The sequence below is a fragment of the Nostoc sp. genome (assembly GCF_036917415.1).
Taxonomy (GTDB): Bacteria; Cyanobacteriota; Cyanobacteriia; order Cyanobacteriales; family Nostocaceae; genus Nostoc.
The window spans coordinates 1-16,891 of sequence record NZ_JBALDJ010000116.1; the positions used below are offsets into that span (position 1 = coordinate 1).

At 40.1% G+C, this 16,891-nt stretch carries 19 protein-coding genes and 1 pseudogene; 5 read left to right on the plus strand and 15 right to left on the minus strand.

Annotation, left to right across the window (positions count from 1 at the left end; all coding sequences use genetic code 11):
• The 5 genes and pseudogenes from V7K41_RS27235 to ureC all read right to left on the minus strand — a co-directional run.
• Window positions 1-229, minus strand: a pseudogene (locus V7K41_RS27235) (hypothetical protein); the annotation flags it as partial.
• Window positions 229-438 (minus strand): hypothetical protein, encoded by a 210-nt coding sequence (locus V7K41_RS27240; protein ID WP_442943293.1) that lies wholly within the window; start codon window positions 436-438, stop codon window positions 229-231. The gene V7K41_RS27240 and the pseudogene V7K41_RS27235, both read right to left, overlap by 1 nt.
• A 125-nt stretch (window positions 439-563) precedes the next feature.
• Complete coding sequence (locus V7K41_RS27245) at window positions 564-803, minus strand: hypothetical protein (RefSeq protein WP_334853286.1); 240 nt, start codon at window positions 801-803, stop codon at window positions 564-566.
• 68 nt (window positions 804-871) lie between these two features.
• A complete protein-coding gene (locus V7K41_RS27250; RefSeq protein ID WP_334853288.1) occupies window positions 872-1,516 on the minus strand; it encodes a hypothetical protein in 645 nt (214 codons plus the stop codon).
• A gap of 3 nt (window positions 1,517-1,519) precedes the next feature.
• Window positions 1,520-3,235 carry an urease subunit alpha gene (gene ureC, locus V7K41_RS27255; protein ID WP_334853291.1) on the minus strand — a complete coding sequence of 572 codons (1,716 nt, stop codon included), beginning with the start codon at window positions 3,233-3,235 and terminating at the stop codon, window positions 1,520-1,522.
• Window positions 3,236-3,531: 296 nt separating this feature from the next.
• On the opposite strand from ureC, the gene V7K41_RS27260 reads away from it, so the two are divergent.
• Window positions 3,532-4,458, plus strand: coding sequence for a hypothetical protein (locus V7K41_RS27260; protein ID WP_334853292.1), 927 nt, complete (start codon window positions 3,532-3,534; stop codon window positions 4,456-4,458).
• Between the two features lie 109 nt (window positions 4,459-4,567).
• On the opposite strand, the gene V7K41_RS27265 is transcribed toward V7K41_RS27260, so the two are convergent.
• The 7 genes from V7K41_RS27265 to V7K41_RS27295 all read right to left on the minus strand — a co-directional run bounded on the left by V7K41_RS27265 (window position 4,568) and on the right by V7K41_RS27295 (window position 10,315).
• On the minus strand, window positions 4,568-4,873 hold the full coding sequence (locus V7K41_RS27265) for an urease subunit beta (protein ID WP_334853295.1): 306 nt from the start codon (window positions 4,871-4,873) through the stop codon (window positions 4,568-4,570).
• 59 nt (window positions 4,874-4,932) lie between these two features.
• Complete coding sequence (locus V7K41_RS27270) at window positions 4,933-5,667, minus strand: hypothetical protein (RefSeq protein ID WP_334853297.1); 735 nt, start codon at window positions 5,665-5,667, stop codon at window positions 4,933-4,935.
• Between the two features lie 121 nt (window positions 5,668-5,788).
• The gene (gene ureA, locus V7K41_RS27275) at window positions 5,789-6,091 is read right to left on the minus strand and encodes an urease subunit gamma (RefSeq protein WP_334853299.1); all 303 of its coding nucleotides are present in this window, start codon (window positions 6,089-6,091) and stop codon (window positions 5,789-5,791) included.
• A gap of 111 nt (window positions 6,092-6,202) precedes the next feature.
• A complete protein-coding gene (locus tag V7K41_RS27280) occupies window positions 6,203-7,042 on the minus strand; it encodes an urease accessory protein UreD (protein WP_334853301.1) in 840 nt (279 codons plus the stop codon).
• A 209-nt stretch (window positions 7,043-7,251) separates the two neighbouring features.
• Window positions 7,252-8,538: a photosystem II assembly protein gene (locus V7K41_RS27285; protein ID WP_334853303.1), complete on the minus strand. Its 1,287-nt coding sequence runs from the start codon at window positions 8,536-8,538 to the stop codon at window positions 7,252-7,254.
• The gene (locus V7K41_RS27290; RefSeq protein WP_334853304.1) at window positions 8,531-9,469 is read right to left on the minus strand and encodes an SPL family radical SAM protein; all 939 of its coding nucleotides are present in this window, start codon (window positions 9,467-9,469) and stop codon (window positions 8,531-8,533) included. The genes V7K41_RS27285 and V7K41_RS27290 overlap by 8 nt, the downstream gene beginning before the upstream one ends.
• Before the next feature lie 66 nt (window positions 9,470-9,535).
• Window positions 9,536-10,315: a class I SAM-dependent methyltransferase gene (locus tag V7K41_RS27295; RefSeq protein ID WP_334853305.1), complete on the minus strand. Its 780-nt coding sequence runs from the start codon at window positions 10,313-10,315 to the stop codon at window positions 9,536-9,538.
• Between the two features lie 99 nt (window positions 10,316-10,414).
• Here V7K41_RS27295 and V7K41_RS27300 point away from each other — a divergent pair, with 99 nt between their 5' ends.
• Complete coding sequence (locus V7K41_RS27300) at window positions 10,415-11,272, plus strand: ParA family protein (protein ID WP_334853307.1); 858 nt, start codon at window positions 10,415-10,417, stop codon at window positions 11,270-11,272.
• Entirely contained in the window at window positions 11,272-11,691 is a 420-nt protein-coding gene (locus V7K41_RS27305) for a hypothetical protein (protein WP_334853309.1), read from the plus strand. Before V7K41_RS27300 ends, V7K41_RS27305 begins: the two co-directional genes overlap by 1 nt.
• Before the next feature lie 203 nt (window positions 11,692-11,894).
• Here V7K41_RS27305 and groL read toward each other — a convergent pair whose 3' ends face one another.
• Window positions 11,895-13,529, minus strand: coding sequence for a chaperonin GroEL (gene groL / locus V7K41_RS27310; RefSeq protein ID WP_334853311.1), 1,635 nt, complete (start codon window positions 13,527-13,529; stop codon window positions 11,895-11,897).
• Between the two features lie 103 nt (window positions 13,530-13,632).
• Window positions 13,633-13,944: a co-chaperone GroES gene (groES, locus tag V7K41_RS27315; RefSeq protein WP_100898362.1), complete on the minus strand. Its 312-nt coding sequence runs from the start codon at window positions 13,942-13,944 to the stop codon at window positions 13,633-13,635.
• A gap of 1,087 nt (window positions 13,945-15,031) precedes the next feature.
• Between groES and V7K41_RS27320 the strand changes: the two genes are divergently transcribed.
• Window positions 15,032-15,709 carry a response regulator transcription factor gene (locus V7K41_RS27320; RefSeq protein ID WP_012407592.1) on the plus strand — a complete coding sequence of 226 codons (678 nt, stop codon included), beginning with the start codon at window positions 15,032-15,034 and terminating at the stop codon, window positions 15,707-15,709.
• A 77-nt stretch (window positions 15,710-15,786) separates the two neighbouring features.
• Here V7K41_RS27320 and V7K41_RS27325 read toward each other — a convergent pair whose 3' ends face one another.
• Window positions 15,787-16,026: an NIL domain-containing protein gene (locus V7K41_RS27325; protein ID WP_334853667.1), complete on the minus strand. Its 240-nt coding sequence runs from the start codon at window positions 16,024-16,026 to the stop codon at window positions 15,787-15,789.
• Between the two features lie 445 nt (window positions 16,027-16,471).
• Between V7K41_RS27325 and V7K41_RS27330 the strand changes: the two genes are divergently transcribed.
• Window positions 16,472-16,774, plus strand: coding sequence for a hypothetical protein (locus tag V7K41_RS27330; RefSeq protein ID WP_334853315.1), 303 nt, complete (start codon window positions 16,472-16,474; stop codon window positions 16,772-16,774).
• Window positions 16,775-16,891: the final 117 nt, after the last annotated feature.

Consider the following 16,891-nt stretch of genomic DNA (forward strand, 5'->3'; position numbering starts at 1 on the left):
AGTATATGGTTTCTGTTTTGGCGGCGGCTCTCCCTAACTCAACTCTCTCATAGAATCCATTTGTCAATAGGGTTTGAGACGCGCTAACCCTGCTCGGATAAGAGAGCAATTCAATCTCAGTAATCACTGAAATAAAATATTGTCCTAATAATAATGGATTTACCAAGCGACCACCCAAAAAATACAAGATTACATTTGTATCTAAAAAAATCAAAGGTTGTGTCAACACTACTCATCCCTAATTTGCTGCTGATATTCCAAAGGGTCTTGAGTTAGTTGAATTACACCAGCATACTGGTTTAAATTAAACTCTTGTTTTTGTTGTGATTGATGAGCTTCTAATATCTTCTCAATTTGCTGCCAGTCCTGATAATCAATTAACACTGCTACCAGACACATAGCTTCATCAGTCACAATTTTTTTCTTAAAAGGTAGCATGATTTTCTACATCAGATGCAACGTTTAACTATTTGATCGTAACCTTAATAAAAAAAATCAATGAGAGCAATGTTACTCTGATCTTTAAGAGCGATATCTGGCAATAAACCGCTCGATACCTACGCTTATTTCGCAGAGGTGAGACTATCTAAAACTTGCTGGAATTCTGTTGTGGAAGGAATTGCGATCGCACTTTTATGAAGCATTTTTAGCACAGATGGTTCTTCTATCCCATTGATAACTTCGATAATAGAGCTTGGCACTTCTCCAAACCGCGTTTCTAGAACTGTAATGATGCTTTCTCTAGCATTTTCGACAATTCCTTCTTCTTTCGCTAGCCTTTCAATACTAGTTACGTACCGCATTCTATCTGCCTCCTCGTAACTTCTTACTTCTGTTTTAAAACTAAGTGCCAACTCTTTTGGCAAAACCATTATCCAGTCGATGAACCGAAATAATTCCCGAATATCTTCCCGGTTAATCCCCGTTCATACAGCCGTCTGACTAGGCTTAGTTTCCACTGTAGCCGATTTTCTGGATTTCGTTGCGTTGCCTTGGTTTTAAGATGCGCCATCACAATTACACCAAAGGGGTTGGTAGTTTGCTCTAAGGTTTCCCACCCTTGCTCATAGTCCAACAGTTTCGCCACAGGAAACTCTAAGCTGACGCGACATCCGCCCAGTTGATAGCTATAGCTGGAAGGTCGCCAATTCGCTTGTTCATCTGCTAAAACTGCTAAACTAATGACTCGCTTTTTATGGCGGTCAAACAAGCGGTAATTATATGTGTACATCCGTTCGGCAAATTGGCTGTCATATTGCCCTTGGACTTCCACATGAACCAATACCCAAGCTTGCTCTCCATCCAGTAGCCAAACTTTTGCAACTTTATCAACCAAACGCCGCCCAATTTCTGCATCCGGTTCTAGCTGTTGCAGTTCTGTGTCCAGAAATTCATAAGGTCGCGTCCAGTCGATTTCGGCATAAGCTTGGGTGAAAAAGAATTCCAGAAAGCGGGGGAAATATAACTCAATGACTTCTTTCCAAGGACTATCGTAATCAGTAAGTTGCTCGGTCATGAATTAAAACAAAAAGTACCTCTGTGCCATTGGTAAAACTGTCGCAGGTTCACAAATCAGCAACTCACCATCTGCCCTGACTTGATATGTTTCTGGATCTACTTTTATATGGGGTAGTGCATCATTCAGCTTCATATCCCGCTTACTCAATTGGCGTGTCCCAGAAACTGCAACTGCTGCCTTTTGTAAACCTAGCTGGCTGGGAATTTCTTTCTCTAAAGCTGCTTGCGAAACAAAAGTCAATGATGTGGCATGACGCGCACCTGCAAAACTACCAAACATCGGTCGCATATGTACTGGTTGCGGTGTGGGAATACTGGCGTTGGCATCACCCATTTGCGACCATGCAATCATTCCGCCTTTAATCACTATCTCTGGTTTCACACCAAAAAACGCCGATCGCCACAAACATAAATCTGCTAATTTTCCCTCTTCCACTGAACCGACATATTGAGCAATTCCGTGAGCGATCGCTGGGTTGATAGTATACTTAGCAACATATCTTTTTGCTCTAAAGTTGTCTGCTCTTTGCTCTGTTCCTTGTGGGTTAAGAGTTCCCCGTTGCATTTTCATTTTGTGAGATGTCTGCCAGGTGCGAATTATCACTTCGCCTACCCTTCCCATTGCTTGGGAATCGGAAGAAATCATGCTAAATGCGCCTAAGTCGTGCAAAATGTCTTCAGCAGCAATGGTTTCTCGGCGGATACGAGATTCGGCAAAGGCAACATCTTCGGCGATCGCTGGATCGAGGTGATGGCATACCATCAACATATCCAGGTGTTCGTCTAAGGTGTTGAGAGTGTAAGGACGTGTGGGATTGGTGGAAGATGGTAGAACATTGGCTTGGCTGCAAACTTTGATAATATCTGGTGCGTGTCCTCCGCCTGCGCCTTCAGTGTGGTAAGTGTGGATGGTACGATTCTTGAAAGCTGCGATCGTATCTTCCACAAATCCGGCTTCATTCAGGGTATCAGTATGAATCGCTACTTGCACATCATATTCATCGGCAACACTGAGGCAAGTATCAATTGCTGCGGGTGTAGTTCCCCAGTCTTCATGTAGTTTTAACCCCATTGCTCCGGCGGCTACTTGTTCTACAAGTCCTTGGGGTTGACTAGTATTTCCTTTACCCAAAAATCCTAAGTTCACGGGAAAAGCATCAGCGGCTTGCAGCATCCGGTAAATGTTCCAAGGGCCGGGGGTGCAGGTAGTGGCATTTGTACCTGTGGCGGGGCCAGTACCGCCGCCGATCATGGTGGTAATACCAGAAGCGATCGCAACTTCAATCTGTTGGGGACAAATAAAATGAATATGGGCATCGATACCGCCAGCAGTGAGAATCATTCCTTCACCAGCTAAGGCTTCAGTTCCGGGGCCAATAATAATATCTACATTGTCTTGAATATAAGGATTTCCGGCTTTACCAATTTTGAAAATCTTGCCATCTTTAATGCCAATATCTGCTTTGACAATACCCCACCAATCGAGAATTAAGGCATTAGTAATTACTAAATCTACAGCACCATCGGCGTTAGAAATGGGGGATTGTCCCATCCCGTCTCTGATAACTTTACCGCCGCCGAATTTTACTTCATCGCCGTAGGTAGTGAAATCTTGTTCAACTTCAATAAATAATTCTGTGTCTGCAAGTCGGATGCGATCGCCTACTGTTGGGCCGTATGTTTCGGCGTAGGCGCGGCGGGACATTCTGTAACTCATGGTGCACTCCTGGTAATGATGTTGATTTGAATATTTTTAAGCAACCTTATGAAGATAAGGTGATAGTTTTTGTATAACTTGATATTTTTACGATGGCAGTAAATTTAGGTAAATAAATATTAATGAAATAAAACTGAAGTTAATAGGGATGAAGAATATTTAGCACATTTACTGAAATAATTCCGTATAAATACAGATTATACTGCAATGTTTACATAGGTAAACTAAGAAAGCAGATGTAGTCTGCATTATCTAGAGTTACGTCTAAACTTTAATCAAATTCGGCATTTAATTATATGTTATTTGAAGCACTATTTGCTGCTGGTACAACAGTCCTCAGAGAGTTTGTAAAATGTACTGCTGTAGAGGTTATTCGTCATACCGTAGAAGTCATTCGTCATTGGACTAACTCCCGCAGCAATAAAGACTCTTCAAGTCAACAGACAAATAGTTCTTATAGTAATAAGACTGCTAAAAATGTAACCGAGGAACTTGAGATAATTGATGTTGAAGTTGTCGAACTCGAACGCAAAGAACGACGTGACGGACATATATCCCGGCAAGGTCAAGAACGCAAGCAAGAACTAGAGCTTTTGCGAACTGATAAATTTAAGGAATATCAAGAACTTAAATCGGAAGAAATTGCGGAAAATCAGTGTGCAAGTCCTGAAGACTACGAAACCTCAACTTTAAACAGTAATAAGGTTCATATACTGCAATTCCACATGGGTCAAGTTGTCTTAGAGAAAAAATGTAATTGCGGAAAAGCGATGATTTTGCAGTCCCAAAAGCGTCTTGATGGCAGTCTTTACCAACTTAGTGACTTTTTCTGGGCTTGTACTGGCTTCTACAATAACCTGCCTCTACAATGCAGAAGAACAAAGAGTTTTACAGCTATGGATGTAGGTTTTCTTCACAAGTCTGATATTTTTGAATTTCAAGTTTCAAACCAACAACTTTCTACAATATTTGATGATACCTCTGTAAAAAAAGCAACAATCTCTCGAATCAAGTCACATCTGAAAGAAAAAGATGATGAAATACTTTGTCCGGTGCATCATTTGCCCATGATATTACGCGAAAAAAATCATCATTCAGGTGTTGCTCTGGATATGTTTTTTCTCGCATGTCCTCACACTGGATGCCAGCAAATTGTTAAGTTAAAATCACCTGCTCAATTGGCCGCCTACTTGAAACGGAGAGAGGGGCGTGGAATTCTTTAGAATGTAATTCAAATAATTAATCAATTAAGCTAAATATTGGGTTTATAAAATTATGTGATTTTCAAACGCAGAGGGACGCTGAGGGAAGCGCAGAGGTACGCGGAGGTTTTTAGAGGTTTCCGTTAATTTTGGTGTTGAAGCCGTAGACTTGGCGAGTACCAACGAGGGGAACTAGAGTTATTTTTTTTTCGTCGCCGGGTTCAAAACGAACTGCGGTTCCAGCAGGGATATCCAGCCGCATTCCTCGCGCTTGTTCTCTATCAAAGTTTAAGGCAGTGTTAACTTCATAAAAGTGATAGTGGGAACCGACTTGTATGGGGCGATCGCCTGTATTTGACACTTGCAATTTTATAGTTGGACGACCAATATTTAATTCAATTTCACCTACTGGTGTAATGATTTCTCCTGGTATCATGTTCAATCAATCCAATATTTAATTTAAATAGGACTTACGCACACTCTACAAATTCTTCTCTACGAGACGCTGCGCGTTAGCGGAGCCTCTCGCACAGAAGGCGTTCTTGGCGTCTTCTCTGGGAGACGGCGGTTTGAGAAATTAAGCTTTTTGGCGATTTTTGCGTAAGTCCTGTTAAGTTGTAAAAAGTTTGCTTGTTGACCCTTAAGGTATGTAAAAGTTTCAAGAATGTCATTTTCAAATTGGAATGGAAAGCTAAATTTTGATTTCCACGAATATTCAATTTGCTGTTCTTGCCACCGCAGATGTTCCATTTTCCAGGAATTATGGTAATCCAAAAAATCTAGATAACTGTCTGGCATTATTTCACCTTTAATTAAGTGTGTATTTGTCATCAAAAGCTTTTTAATTTCTTCATGGCGAGGAAAAGCATCTTTTTCTATCCAAAAAATCCAGAGTTTAATTTCTTCTTCGTCTCGCAATGGGAAAATTATATGGTCATTTTTTTCTCCTACTTTCAGAGATCCTAAAATATGTTTTCTACCGCGCATTTCTATTAACTTTTCTGCTAAATCTGTATAAGTACGTCTACCTTCCCAAATCAGAAAAGCAAGTGGTCCATATAGTTCTTCAAGCTGCTGTTCAGTATATTTTAACGATGCAGTTGTCTGCTGATTTCCTCTGTCTCTGTTGCCAGACATAATGTGATTAACTATTCCGGCTACAACTGCAAAGGCAGTAGTTATGGCAGTGGTTATAATGGTTGCTGTAAAGCCAGTGTTTCCTGTATTCATTGCCTTTATGCTTGACGATAGTCAAATAGTGCATTTTTGATTATGTCCTAAATTTTATACTTCTTATTAACCAGTGTCTAAAAAACAATTTTGTACTTAATAGAACTTAATATTCAGTAAATTAACGGATTGGATTATGTACTGTCACTAACTTTGTGCCATCAGGAAAAGTAGCTTCAACCTGTACTTCATGCACCATTTCTGGTATCCCTTCCATGACATCATCCCGCGTTAATAGAGTTGTACCATAACTCATCAATTCTGCTACAGTTTGCCCATCTCTCGCACCTTCTAAAATTGCAGCAGAAATATAAGCAACTGCTTCGGGATAATTCAGTTTTAAACCCCTTTGTTTTCGTCTTTCTGCTAATAAAGCAGCTGTAAAAATTAATAGCTTATCTTTTTCCTGTGGCGTAAGTTGCATTCCTATCTCCTCTATGTTCTCTGCACGACGCCAGTTGCTACAACACGGGGAACCCATGCAACGCGCTGGCTCCTCTGCGGTAGCCTGCGGCAAGCCGCTACACGTCTACGTTTAAACCTGCCAAACTCTTGGTATACAATTACCACGATTCAGAAAAGAAACTCGCAGCATGTGCCAAACATCAATAAACCAGTTTCTCACCTCAGATGTAGAAGAACCGCGATATCGACACAATAATCCATGTTGTAACTTGGTAACACCTACTTCTCCTTCACCATGCCATAAATTTCGCGTTTTTTCGACGATTTCTGCTGAAACTGCACCACCAACCCAAACTAGACTACCTACTATTGGTTTTCCAGCCAAGCCGTGGGGACTGTGGAAAATGTCTTCGCTACCCGGTAAACATTGTCGATCAATCCATAAGGGAACGCCTTGTTGCCAAATTTCGGTGTGCGATCGCCATTCCCCTCGCAAGAATTTTTCACCTCTAGCACTGCGACCAAATCGGGTAATTTCCCAGCCTAACCAACTGGCCTCGGTTGCTAATTCTACCCGTAAATCTTGCCGATAAATCGCACCGTCAAATAAAATTGTCTCTTGCGGCAACCATTCTAAACAAGCACCAGCATCAACTTGCATTTGGATGGTTTGTCTAGCTTGTAAGCCATTGCTGCGATATATCTTGCTTGCAGCAGCTGTAGTGATTAAGGCTTGGGCTTGGGGTTGGAGGTGGATGTTAGAGGATAAGCGATCGCCTCCCACCATTCCCCCAGCTGTATGTAAAATTACGCTATGACAAACTTTTTCACCTTCTGGATAAAATGGGCGTTGTACCTTCAGAGGCGCTTGTTGGTAATTGTAAATTAACTGGGTTGCACCTTGGCGATCGGCATAGACTAAATTAAGTTTGCCATGCCAACCTTCTGCTATTTGTGAGTTGCAGGTCATTTATAAATTCAAGATTAAAGTTCAGATACCTTATATTTCAATAAGCTTGGGTTAAGGCTTGATCCTCCCTAACCCTCCTTAAAAAGGAGGGAATTAGAGCAAGCCTTTTTAAGGGGGCTTGGGGGATCTTCCAGGGACAAATATCACTAATCCAAGCATCTTGCTTTATATTTATTTAATACATTCTTTGCGGCTTCACCTGCAATTTTTCATGATTTTTTCGCCAAGATTACATAATCATCTAATATATAGTGGGATTGATACTTCTGACCAAAATACTGTTGTAGTATTGGACTCATATAGAGTTTTTTTGGTAATTTTTCTTGAGCAAACTTAGCAAATTCAGTAACGGACAAAGATGTTCTTGAACCTGTTGAAGTTAGATATTTATACCAAACTAATTCTAATCCAAGTTCTGCCAGAAATTTATGCACTACATTTTCTTCCTGCTCTTGGTTTTCAACTTGGTGAACATCGTAAACTTTGAATAACTTTTTATCTTGTACAATTAGCAGAATATAACCTGAATTTTTTAAGCTACTGACAAATATTTGCTTGTAAGTATTATTAGCTTCAACCCTCTTGACTGGATCTGCAAATAAGCAGTGAGAAATTACGATAAAGTCGAAAAAGTCTTTGGGTAGATTATTCGATTGAGTTTCCCAAGTAAAAATATCAGTAGTAACAAAGCGGAAGTAAGCATTCACTGTGGTTAGACGCAACTCTATATATCGTCGCCAAAACTGAAGTCCACGAAACTGAAAGGCATCTTGTTTTTCTAAAGAATAGTAAGATATGTGCATTTGCGGAATATGAAAAAAACCGCTACTACTTTGGAGAAATAAAGCTAAACCATAAGCAACTGTTCCTGGGCCTGCTGCAATATCAAGGATATTAACCTTACTCGGTAGTAAACCATCCTGGTAAATGAGAAACCAAGCTAAATATATGCAATATACATTTTCTAAAAAATACTTCATAAAGTAGACATGAGGAGTTAGACTAAAACGGTAGTCTGGGTCTTGTCCAATTTTTAAGTTATTAATATCCTCAAGAGCGTCTTCTAGCTTAATAAATAACTGTTTATCAGGAATTTTACTAAATTCTTCTTTGAGATATTCAACTAGCCTTGATTCAAAATCATCAAATATCCGTTCATCAATACTAGTAGATTGCAGTTTATATTCATCGTGTTGTATTAAATTAAAAACTTTATAGATATATTTAACAAATTCTTCATTTGGCAGTAATATGAGATTAGCTTTTTGCTGGGATGCTTCTGTTAGTTGTTCACTTAAAGTTTCTGTTTGTCGTTTGTATTCTTGGGAATAACGTTCAAGTTTAAGTTTATCCCTAAATAGTTTTTCTAACCATGAAAATGTTGCACCTGATTTTTGAATCTCTTGCAATAGTTGGACTGCACGTCGGATATACCCGCGTTTTAAAGATAATTTTAACTGCTGACTTTGCCACCAATTTACGATAGAGTTATTCATAACCAAATCCCTCTTTACCTTCCATAATTTCTACACCTGGAAGCCGAGAAACTAATTTTTCCTTAAATTTCATATAGCTTAATTTCTCATCCTCATACCACCAAGCGTATTTTTGCTTAATTTCTTCAGCTTCTTGGCGAGTTGATGCCATAAGAGAACGACTCTGGCTAGGATGAAAAGCTTGAATTACAACTCTATCGGCGATGGCTAGTTTGTCAATAAAAGCAGCTTCATCAGTTGGTAAAGTAGGAAGTAGAGGGGTAATAGTGATAGAAATTTTGGGAGGAAAACCTTTGAAATAATCAATACTTTGTTTAATTTTAGTGATAGCATTTAATCTAGCTTTAATACTGGGCGATCGCGGTTCAAAATCTTTTCTCACTAATTCACTCCCAGTGGGAATACTCATATTAATTCGCAATCGCTTAAATCGTTGTAAATAATCAATGTCTCTAGTAATAATTGGGCTACGAGTTTGAATCACCAAAGTTGGAGTTGGATAACCGTCAATCCCCACATCTAGCATTACCTCCAACAACCGACGAGTCAGTTGATGTTTAGACTCAAGTGGTTGATAAGGATCGGTAACGCTACTCATATATATACTAGGAGGAATCTGTGGATTTTTTTCATACCATTTTTTTAATTCTTTCGCTAAAATCTCAGCAGAATTTTCCTTAAAAATTACCCATTTGCCCCAGTCTTGGCGCATTTGAGCATTAGGAGTAAATGCAGCAGCATAGCAATAACTACAACCGTATTGACATCCCCTGTAAGGATTTAGAGTAAAATCATAATTACCAATAAAACCAGTAGCTTTTGTTAAGAGTGATTTAGCATTTTGGGCATAAACATTGACATCTCCAAATTTTTCTCTAACTAATTTGGTAGGAATGCATTCGCAATAACCTTCATATTTTGGTTGTGCCATGTGAATCCTGATATTTCTTGAGAGTGAAATAACGCACCCTACTTCTTATGATTCCCATTTTTATTTTTAAATTACTTCACCAAGGTGTACGCTAGTGCGATAGACCATATAGACAAAACCACTCTCATCACGAAAGCGCTGATATAATTCTTGAAACCTATCAATAAGCTGTTCATATCCCAAACCTTTACGCGGAAGGTAAGAAACACTCATTGCTCGTCCAATAAGTCCTGTGAAATCTAACTGTTGTCTATAAGTAAAAGTATATTCGTGGATGTTAATAAAATGGGGAGTTACTAACAATGGCTCTACCGACTGCATTCGAGATTCTGCTGGATGATTATTAGATGCTTCGCGGATTATTTGGCTATATTCTGTAGTTAAGACATCTTCTTTATCGCGGTTATTCCACACTACAGCCAAGCGTGCTGATGGTTTTAAAATGCGGTGAAATTCCAATAAAGTTGGTTCGGGATTGAACCAGTGGAAAGCTTGAAAACAAGTAACTAAATCAACTGAATTATCAGGTAGTTGGGTAAATTCTGCTGTTCCATCACGAAACTCTATCAAAGGATGAAATTGAGCCGCTTCTCGCATCGCCACATTTGGTTCTATGGCTATGACATTAACCCCTCGTTCAGCTAACAGTCTGGAAGCAATTCCTGTACCTGCACCAATATCTGCTACTACAAGTTGTGAATTTTCACCTAATCCTTCCAAGATAATATCAATTGCATCTGTGGGGTAACTTGGTCGATATTTTACATAATCCTCTGCTCTGTCAGAAAATCGGTTGAGTGGGTTTAAGGTATGTAAGGGGGCTGTTTCAGGATTAATTTCGCTCATGGGTTTTTATGTAAAAGTAGAAATGAACCTGTTAGTTGGGCATCTTTACAGGGAAAGATAGAACTGTAGCCCATAAAATGCCTCAATTTACCAGAAATTATGACAGCTAAAGTGATAAGTATTTGCAATCTCAAGGGTGGAGTTGGTAAAACTACCATAGTCATGGCATTAGCGGAATATTTAGCAGGCGATACAATGTACAAAAAGCGTGTACTTGCTATTGACCTCGATCCTCAAAGTAATTTGACTAGTGCTTTAATGTCAGAAGAGGTTTGGGAAAAAGAATTTGAAAGTAAAAAATTGACATTGCCTTATTTATTTAAAAATCCTGAATATTTTTTAGAAAATATTAAAAGCGAAAATTTTATAGTTAAACACAATGTTTCAAATGTCAGAAACAGAAATTCTTTTGCTCACTTACATCTGATACCTAGCAGCCCAAGGCTATTTGAAATCCAGGAAGAATTACCATCAGGTTATTATTCTTTTAATTTTAAACCTGTCGATCTTCTTCGTACAATACTTAAACCTTTATTAAATAATTATGATTATATTTTAATAGACTGTGCCCCCAATATTAACACAGTAGTTAAAAGTGCATTTCTAGCTAGCAATGCTTGTATAATCCCTTGTGTACCAAATCGAATGTCAATTCATGGATTAGATTTATTACTTGAACATATTGAAAAGTTTAATAGAGATTATGTACATAACTTAAAAACAGTTGGAACATTAATTTCTCGTTATAACCGAACTATAGCCCAAAGTGAAAATCTAAACTCTATTATTGTTAACCCTTTCTATCCACCAGTTTTTGAAACCAAAATTTTAGAAAGAGCAAAAATTGCCGAAGGGTTAGAACTGAGTAATTATTTGACATATAAACAAAAATATGATGATTCTCATGAATCTATGGTGAAATTAACTAAAGAATTTATACAGAGAGTAAGTAGATAATGGAAGCATCACAAATTGCAGATTTATTAAGAGCGATCGCAGAAGTTGTAGAATCCGATCCAAAACTTGCCAAGGCTGTAGAAAAATGTCTAATTAACAGTTCAAATGCTCAAAAAAGTAAAGATTCATCCGACGCAACACCAAAGCAGTCAGACGCTAGTAAAACTCTCGAAAATGGCGATATTATCCTAACTGAATGTCGGCAAATTTTACGCGAACAGAATGAAGAACAGCTGAGGTTTTACTTAACTGAGTTAGGAGAACAGGTTAGAGAATTATTGAAACATAGTCAACTTGACCCGAAACGCTCTATGCGCCGCCGCAAGGATTTGAATAGTATAATTGAGCATATTATTCAAAAATTGCAAGCTCAAGATAAAAGCGGAAAACTACTTGCAGCCTCGATCTCTAAAATATAATGCAGTTTTAAAAGTAAATCATTTTTATTAATTCCTCTACTGCTCTACCCCAAGCAACCAACGCACAAACTCAGTCGGGTACTGTTCAGCTAAATATTTACAAGCGTTGTCGTAACTCACCTTCTTCCTCTTCTCCTCACACAAAAAAACAGCCACCTCCACAAGGGAAGCAGCTGTTTTACAAATTATGTAACTACAAAGTATTAGTAATCGAAGTCGCCGCCACCAGCGCCAGCGCCAGCAGGAGCGCTATCTTTTGGTTCAGGCTTGTCAACTATAATACATTCGGTTGTCAACACCATACCAGCGATAGAAGCAGCGTTTTGCAAAGCAGAACGAGTCACTTTCGCAGGGTCAACAATACCAGCAGCTAACAAATCGACAAATTCGTTTGTTGCAGCGTTGTAGCCAACACTAAATTCTTTCTCTTTGACGCGTTCAGCGATTACAGCACCATTCTGACCGGCGTTTTCAGCAATCCGCTTCAGAGGTGCAGGTAAGGCACGAACCACAATCAAAGCACCAATCAACTCTTCATCTTTAAGATTGCTCTTTGCCCAAACTTCCAAGTCGGGAGCAAGGTGAGCCAGAGTTGTACCACCGCCAGGAACGATACCTTCTTCCACAGCAGCTTTAGTGGCGTTGATAGCGTCCTCTAGGCGCAACTTCTTGTCTTTCATTTCGGTTTCGGTGGCTGCACCCACTTTCACTACAGCAACACCACCGGAGAGTTTAGCAAGACGCTCTTGCAGTTTCTCTTTATCGTAAGAAGATTCGGTTTCGTCAATTTGACGACGAATCTGTTCGACACGAGCCTTAACAGCAGCTTCGTTACCTTCGGCAACAATTGTCGTGCTGTCCTTGGTAATGGTGATCCGGCGAGCTTTACCCAGGCTATCCAGCTTGGTGTTATCTAGCTTTAGACCAGCATCTTCGGTAACTAGTTGACCACCAGTCAAAACGGCGATATCTTCTAGTAGTGCTTTGCGGCGATCGCCAAAGCCAGGAGCCTTAACAGCAGCTACGTTGAGTACACCGCGCAAACGGTTTACTACCAAGGTTGCTAAAGCTTCTTTTTCAATATCTTCGGCGATAATCACCAAAGGACGACCAGCACGAGCTACTTGCTCTAACACTGGTACGAGGTCTTGTACTAGGGCAATTTTCTTATCAGTCAGCAGTAGGAAAGGCTCATCAAAAACCGCTTCCATCCGTTCAGCGTCGGTGGCGAAATAGGGAGAGATGTAGCCTTTATCAAAGCGCATCCCTTCAGTGATTTCCAACTCGGTGACCATAGATTTCCCTTCTTCTAGAGAAATTACGCCTTCTTTGCCCACCTTGTCCATTGCTTGGGCAATCATCTGACCGACTTCTTCATCATTACCAGCCGAGATCGCACCAACTTGGGCAATGGCTTTTGAATCTTCCACTGGACGGGCGTGTTCAGCAATTTTTTCTACCAGGAAGCTGGCAGCTTTGTCAATACCGCGCTTGAGGGAAATCGCATTAGCACCAGCAGCAACGTTCCGCAAGCCTTCTTTGACGATCGCATGAGCTAAAACGGTAGCAGTGGTGGTGCCATCGCCCGCAGCATCATTGGTCTTAGAAGCAGCTTGACGAATCAGAGCTACGCCAGTGTTTTCAATGTGGTCTTCTAATTCGATTTCTTTAGCGATTGTTACACCGTCATTGACGATTTGCGGTGCGCCAAATTTCTTTTCTAGAACTACGTTACGACCTTTGGGGCCAAGGGTAACAGCTACAGCCTCAGCCAGGATGTCAATGCCTCGTTCCAAGGCGCGACGGGCGTTTTCGTTGTAGATAATGCGCTTTGCCATAATTTATTGTTAGTTGTCCTTTGTCATTTGTCTTTTGTTCTTCGTCATTTGTCATTTGTCCTTTGTCATTGGCTAATGACTAATGACCAATGACTAATGACCACTAGATAACAACTGCTAAAATATCTTTTTCAGAAAGCAGTACATATTCTTCAGTACCGAGCTTGATGTCAGTGCCAGCGTACTTAGAGTACAGCACCTTATCGCCGACTTTAATTTCCAATTCCTGACGGTTTCCATCGTCATTACGCTTGCCAGGGCCAAGGGCGACTACTTCCCCTACCTGGGGCTTTTCCTTGGCAGTATCGGGCAAATACAGACCACCTGCGGTCTTTTCCTCAGAGGCGTTCACTTTTACGAAAACGCGATCGCCTAAAGGTTTAACTGTAGAAACGCTTAGAGATAAAGCTGCCATAATTATTTTCTCCAGAGTTTAGCACTCTCAACTCCTGAGTGCTAATTTACCGAAAAGTGGCGTCCAATGGCAAGAATCTCTTGAGTACGGGTTCCCGAACTAAAGGGTCATAGATGTACTTAAGTATAAATGCTTAATTATTTCTACCTTGCGGGTTTTGTTCTGTAAGTTACGAAGAGAGTAGAAAGTGGGGAGTTAAGAGTTATGAGAGTTCTTCCCCATTCCCGACTCCCCAGTCAACTTTATTTGCAAAGCTTGAAAATTGTTATAGAACTGTAATCAGGGAGCCGCTCGATGAGTAACAATACAGTGACAGCGATCCAGTCCAACCATCAAATTCCCAAAAACACTCAATCTTTGGAACATAAGACCTGAGTAATTGTGTAGAAAGTTTAGGACTTGCAAAAATTCAGCGACATATTTTTATTTGCGCTGACCAGGCAATTGCTACTCAAAACGAGCTAGTCTGGAATTCTGGGATTACTTAAAAAAGCGACTTAAAGATTTAAAACTCGATGAGCCGCACTAAAGTCATTCTATTTGCGTCTATTAAACTAAAGCCAACTGCTTGCGTGTTTCTTGTTCTAGACCCATAATGGTGATTTACCCTGATGGTGTCTGGTATCGCCAAGCAAACCCGGAAGTTACCCTGCGGATCGTCCAAGAATAGGCAATAAGGTGGTAGAAGAATATGCGTTTTCAATCCATCTTTTGCCAGAAACTTCCCTAGTTTCTTGTGAACACCTCATAGAGGTTTAACAATCAAAGGATATGGTATAGCAGTAAGCTTTAAGAAAGTGCGGGTTGGTTTTGAGGTAGGGTCATCTTTAAGCCAATACTTACTTGTAAGTCCGAAAGATTATTATTTAATCAGTGTTTTTTACCCCGCCCCTTTCAAAGCGATATATAATAGCGCATTATAGATACTACTGCTATACGTATCCTTGCTGGACTTTTGCTATCGAGCTACTAGTCTATTGAAAGTGCTCGGCATTTTTGAGACTTCGAGACAGCAAAGGCAAGTTAAGTAGGAAAAAGGACAACATCTCGAATAACCCACCATAGAGGATAAATATTCAAGACTTTGATGGACCGAAGCGCGACAAGTGCCACTGCTATGAAAGAGCCCAGCATGAAAGATCACAAACGACTTCTATTGATTGATGATGACCCTAACCTCATCTTGCTGGTGAAGGATTACTTAGAATTCCGGGGATACGAAGTCATCACCGCTGAAAATGGACGTGAAGCTCTGGAAATTTTAGAGCAAGATGTTCCAGACATGATTATCTGCGACGTGATGATGCCGGAAATGGACGGATATACATTTGTGGAACAAGTCCGGCAAAACGAACGCACCAGCTGGATTCCAGTTCTTTTCCTTTCAGCTAAGGGACAAAGTGCAGACCGAGTTAAAGGTCTGAACAAAGGTGCTGATGTTTATATGGTCAAGCCCTTTGAACCAGAAGAACTCGTAGCGCAAGTTGAATCCTCGCTGAAACAAACTATCCGTTGGAAAGAACACCAAGCAAAAGGAGGCGAAAACGGTTCCCGTATCCAGGTTCCCTTCGATGTGCAATTAACCCCAACCGAACTGAAAGTAGTCCAGTTTGTCGCTAGGGGTTTAGCTAACCGTGAAATTGCTGAAGAACTAAATGTTAGTCAGCGCACGGTTGAAAGCCATGTGTCCAATATGTTGGGTAAAACCAATCTCCACAACCGCACTGAACTAGCGCGGTGGGCAATTGAAAATCAAATGGCCTAAACTTAGTACCTAGTGCTGAGTGTTGAGTGCTGAGTGTTTTTGACTCAGCACTTATAACTCAGGACTCAGCACTCAATTTACCAACCATCTTCTTCAGGGCTGGATTGGTGCAAAACTTCTAAATCCAGTTCATCCAGGTAAGTTAGGGCGCTTTCAATCTGGGAAACAGTGCCCCGTAGTTCCAGATCGAAGCAGCTATATTGTGGCACGTTTGCGCTTACCTGAGCATCAGCAATAATGATTGTAATGCCATAGTGAGAAGCTAGTCGTGAAATAACTGGTTTCTCATCCAAGTCTTTAGGAATGCGAACCTGGATGCGAGTTTAGGTGCGTCTATTATCTAAAATATCAGTATTAGGTTTTACTTGTTTATTTGGAATTGCCATTCTAGCTTCCTAATCGACTTCTGGGATGAGGGTTTTACTTTGCACAATTCTTTTAACACTAGCGTCACTTATCCCACGCAGGCAAGCAAGCAAGAAAGTATTTGCCTTTGCAAACCATTAAACTAGATGTAGTAATTGTGAATAATTGCTCATAATTTGGCAGTTATGAGGTTAATTGTTATTATATGGCAGTTTTCGAGCAGATTGAGTATAGCCAATCTGTAGGGTTACAACAATTGTTGTAACCCTAATTTATTGTGTATGAAATTTAAACCTCACCCCTAACCCTCTCCTTGCTAAAGAGAAAGGAGTGTTTGGGTCAGCAAATACGGGGTGAGGTTCAGACTGCATTGCACTGAAGTGATAACCGCTATATATGTTACAAAGAAATATAGCTGCTGCTAGTGGAATTTTAGCAGGTCTGGTGTTAGATAAGAATGTAATTACCAAGATTTTAAGGAGTGAGATTATGCGCGAATCAGTCATTTATCAACAAATCCTAGAAGAAGGCGAAGCCAAAGGCGAAGCTAAAGGCGAAGCCAAAGGTAAAGCAGAAACAACAAGAAAGTTGGCTTTAAATTTGTTGGGAATTGGAATGAGTTTAGAGCAAATTGCTCAAGTTACTGAATTACCTATTGAGCAAATTCAAGTTTTACAAGAGGAGATTCAAAAATCTTAATTTTAACTAATCGCTTTATAAAATACGCGGCTACGCTAGCAAAACCAGCATTCGCGGGTTTCAAAGTTTTTATTAGTCCGTGCAGACGAACTTGGTTTGTGTAGACACGATTTATAA

What these genes read in the sequence shown, in the direction of transcription:
- V7K41_RS27240 (WP_442943293.1), bottom strand. Translation starts at nt 438, where the DNA reads ATGCTACCTTTTAAGAAAAAAATTGTGACTGATGAAGCTATGTGTCTG.
- V7K41_RS27305 (WP_334853309.1), top strand. Translation starts at nt 11,272, where the DNA reads ATGGAAGCATCACAAATTGCAGATTTATTAAGAGCGATCGCAGAAGTT.
- ureA (WP_334853299.1), bottom strand. Translation starts at nt 6,091, where the DNA reads ATGCAACTTACGCCACAGGAAAAAGATAAGCTATTAATTTTTACAGCT.
- groL (WP_334853311.1), bottom strand. Translation starts at nt 13,529, where the DNA reads ATGGCAAAGCGCATTATCTACAACGAAAACGCCCGTCGCGCCTTGGAA.
- V7K41_RS27245 (WP_334853286.1), bottom strand. Translation starts at nt 803, where the DNA reads ATGCGGTACGTAACTAGTATTGAAAGGCTAGCGAAAGAAGAAGGAATT.
- V7K41_RS27295 (WP_334853305.1), bottom strand. Translation starts at nt 10,315, where the DNA reads ATGAGCGAAATTAATCCTGAAACAGCCCCCTTACATACCTTAAACCCA.
- V7K41_RS27320 (WP_012407592.1), top strand. Translation starts at nt 15,032, where the DNA reads ATGGACCGAAGCGCGACAAGTGCCACTGCTATGAAAGAGCCCAGCATG.
- ureC (WP_334853291.1), bottom strand. Translation starts at nt 3,235, where the DNA reads ATGAGTTACAGAATGTCCCGCCGCGCCTACGCCGAAACATACGGCCCA.
- V7K41_RS27260 (WP_334853292.1), top strand. Translation starts at nt 3,532, where the DNA reads ATGTTATTTGAAGCACTATTTGCTGCTGGTACAACAGTCCTCAGAGAG.
- V7K41_RS27330 (WP_334853315.1), top strand. Translation starts at nt 16,472, where the DNA reads ATGTTACAAAGAAATATAGCTGCTGCTAGTGGAATTTTAGCAGGTCTG.
- V7K41_RS27265 (WP_334853295.1), bottom strand. Translation starts at nt 4,873, where the DNA reads ATGATACCAGGAGAAATCATTACACCAGTAGGTGAAATTGAATTAAAT.
- V7K41_RS27280 (WP_334853301.1), bottom strand. Translation starts at nt 7,042, where the DNA reads ATGACCTGCAACTCACAAATAGCAGAAGGTTGGCATGGCAAACTTAAT.
- V7K41_RS27250 (WP_334853288.1), bottom strand. Translation starts at nt 1,516, where the DNA reads ATGACCGAGCAACTTACTGATTACGATAGTCCTTGGAAAGAAGTCATT.
- groES (WP_100898362.1), bottom strand. Translation starts at nt 13,944, where the DNA reads ATGGCAGCTTTATCTCTAAGCGTTTCTACAGTTAAACCTTTAGGCGAT.
- V7K41_RS27290 (WP_334853304.1), bottom strand. Translation starts at nt 9,469, where the DNA reads ATGGCACAACCAAAATATGAAGGTTATTGCGAATGCATTCCTACCAAA.
- V7K41_RS27285 (WP_334853303.1), bottom strand. Translation starts at nt 8,538, where the DNA reads ATGAATAACTCTATCGTAAATTGGTGGCAAAGTCAGCAGTTAAAATTA.
- V7K41_RS27300 (WP_334853307.1), top strand. Translation starts at nt 10,415, where the DNA reads ATGACAGCTAAAGTGATAAGTATTTGCAATCTCAAGGGTGGAGTTGGT.
- V7K41_RS27270 (WP_334853297.1), bottom strand. Translation starts at nt 5,667, where the DNA reads ATGAATACAGGAAACACTGGCTTTACAGCAACCATTATAACCACTGCC.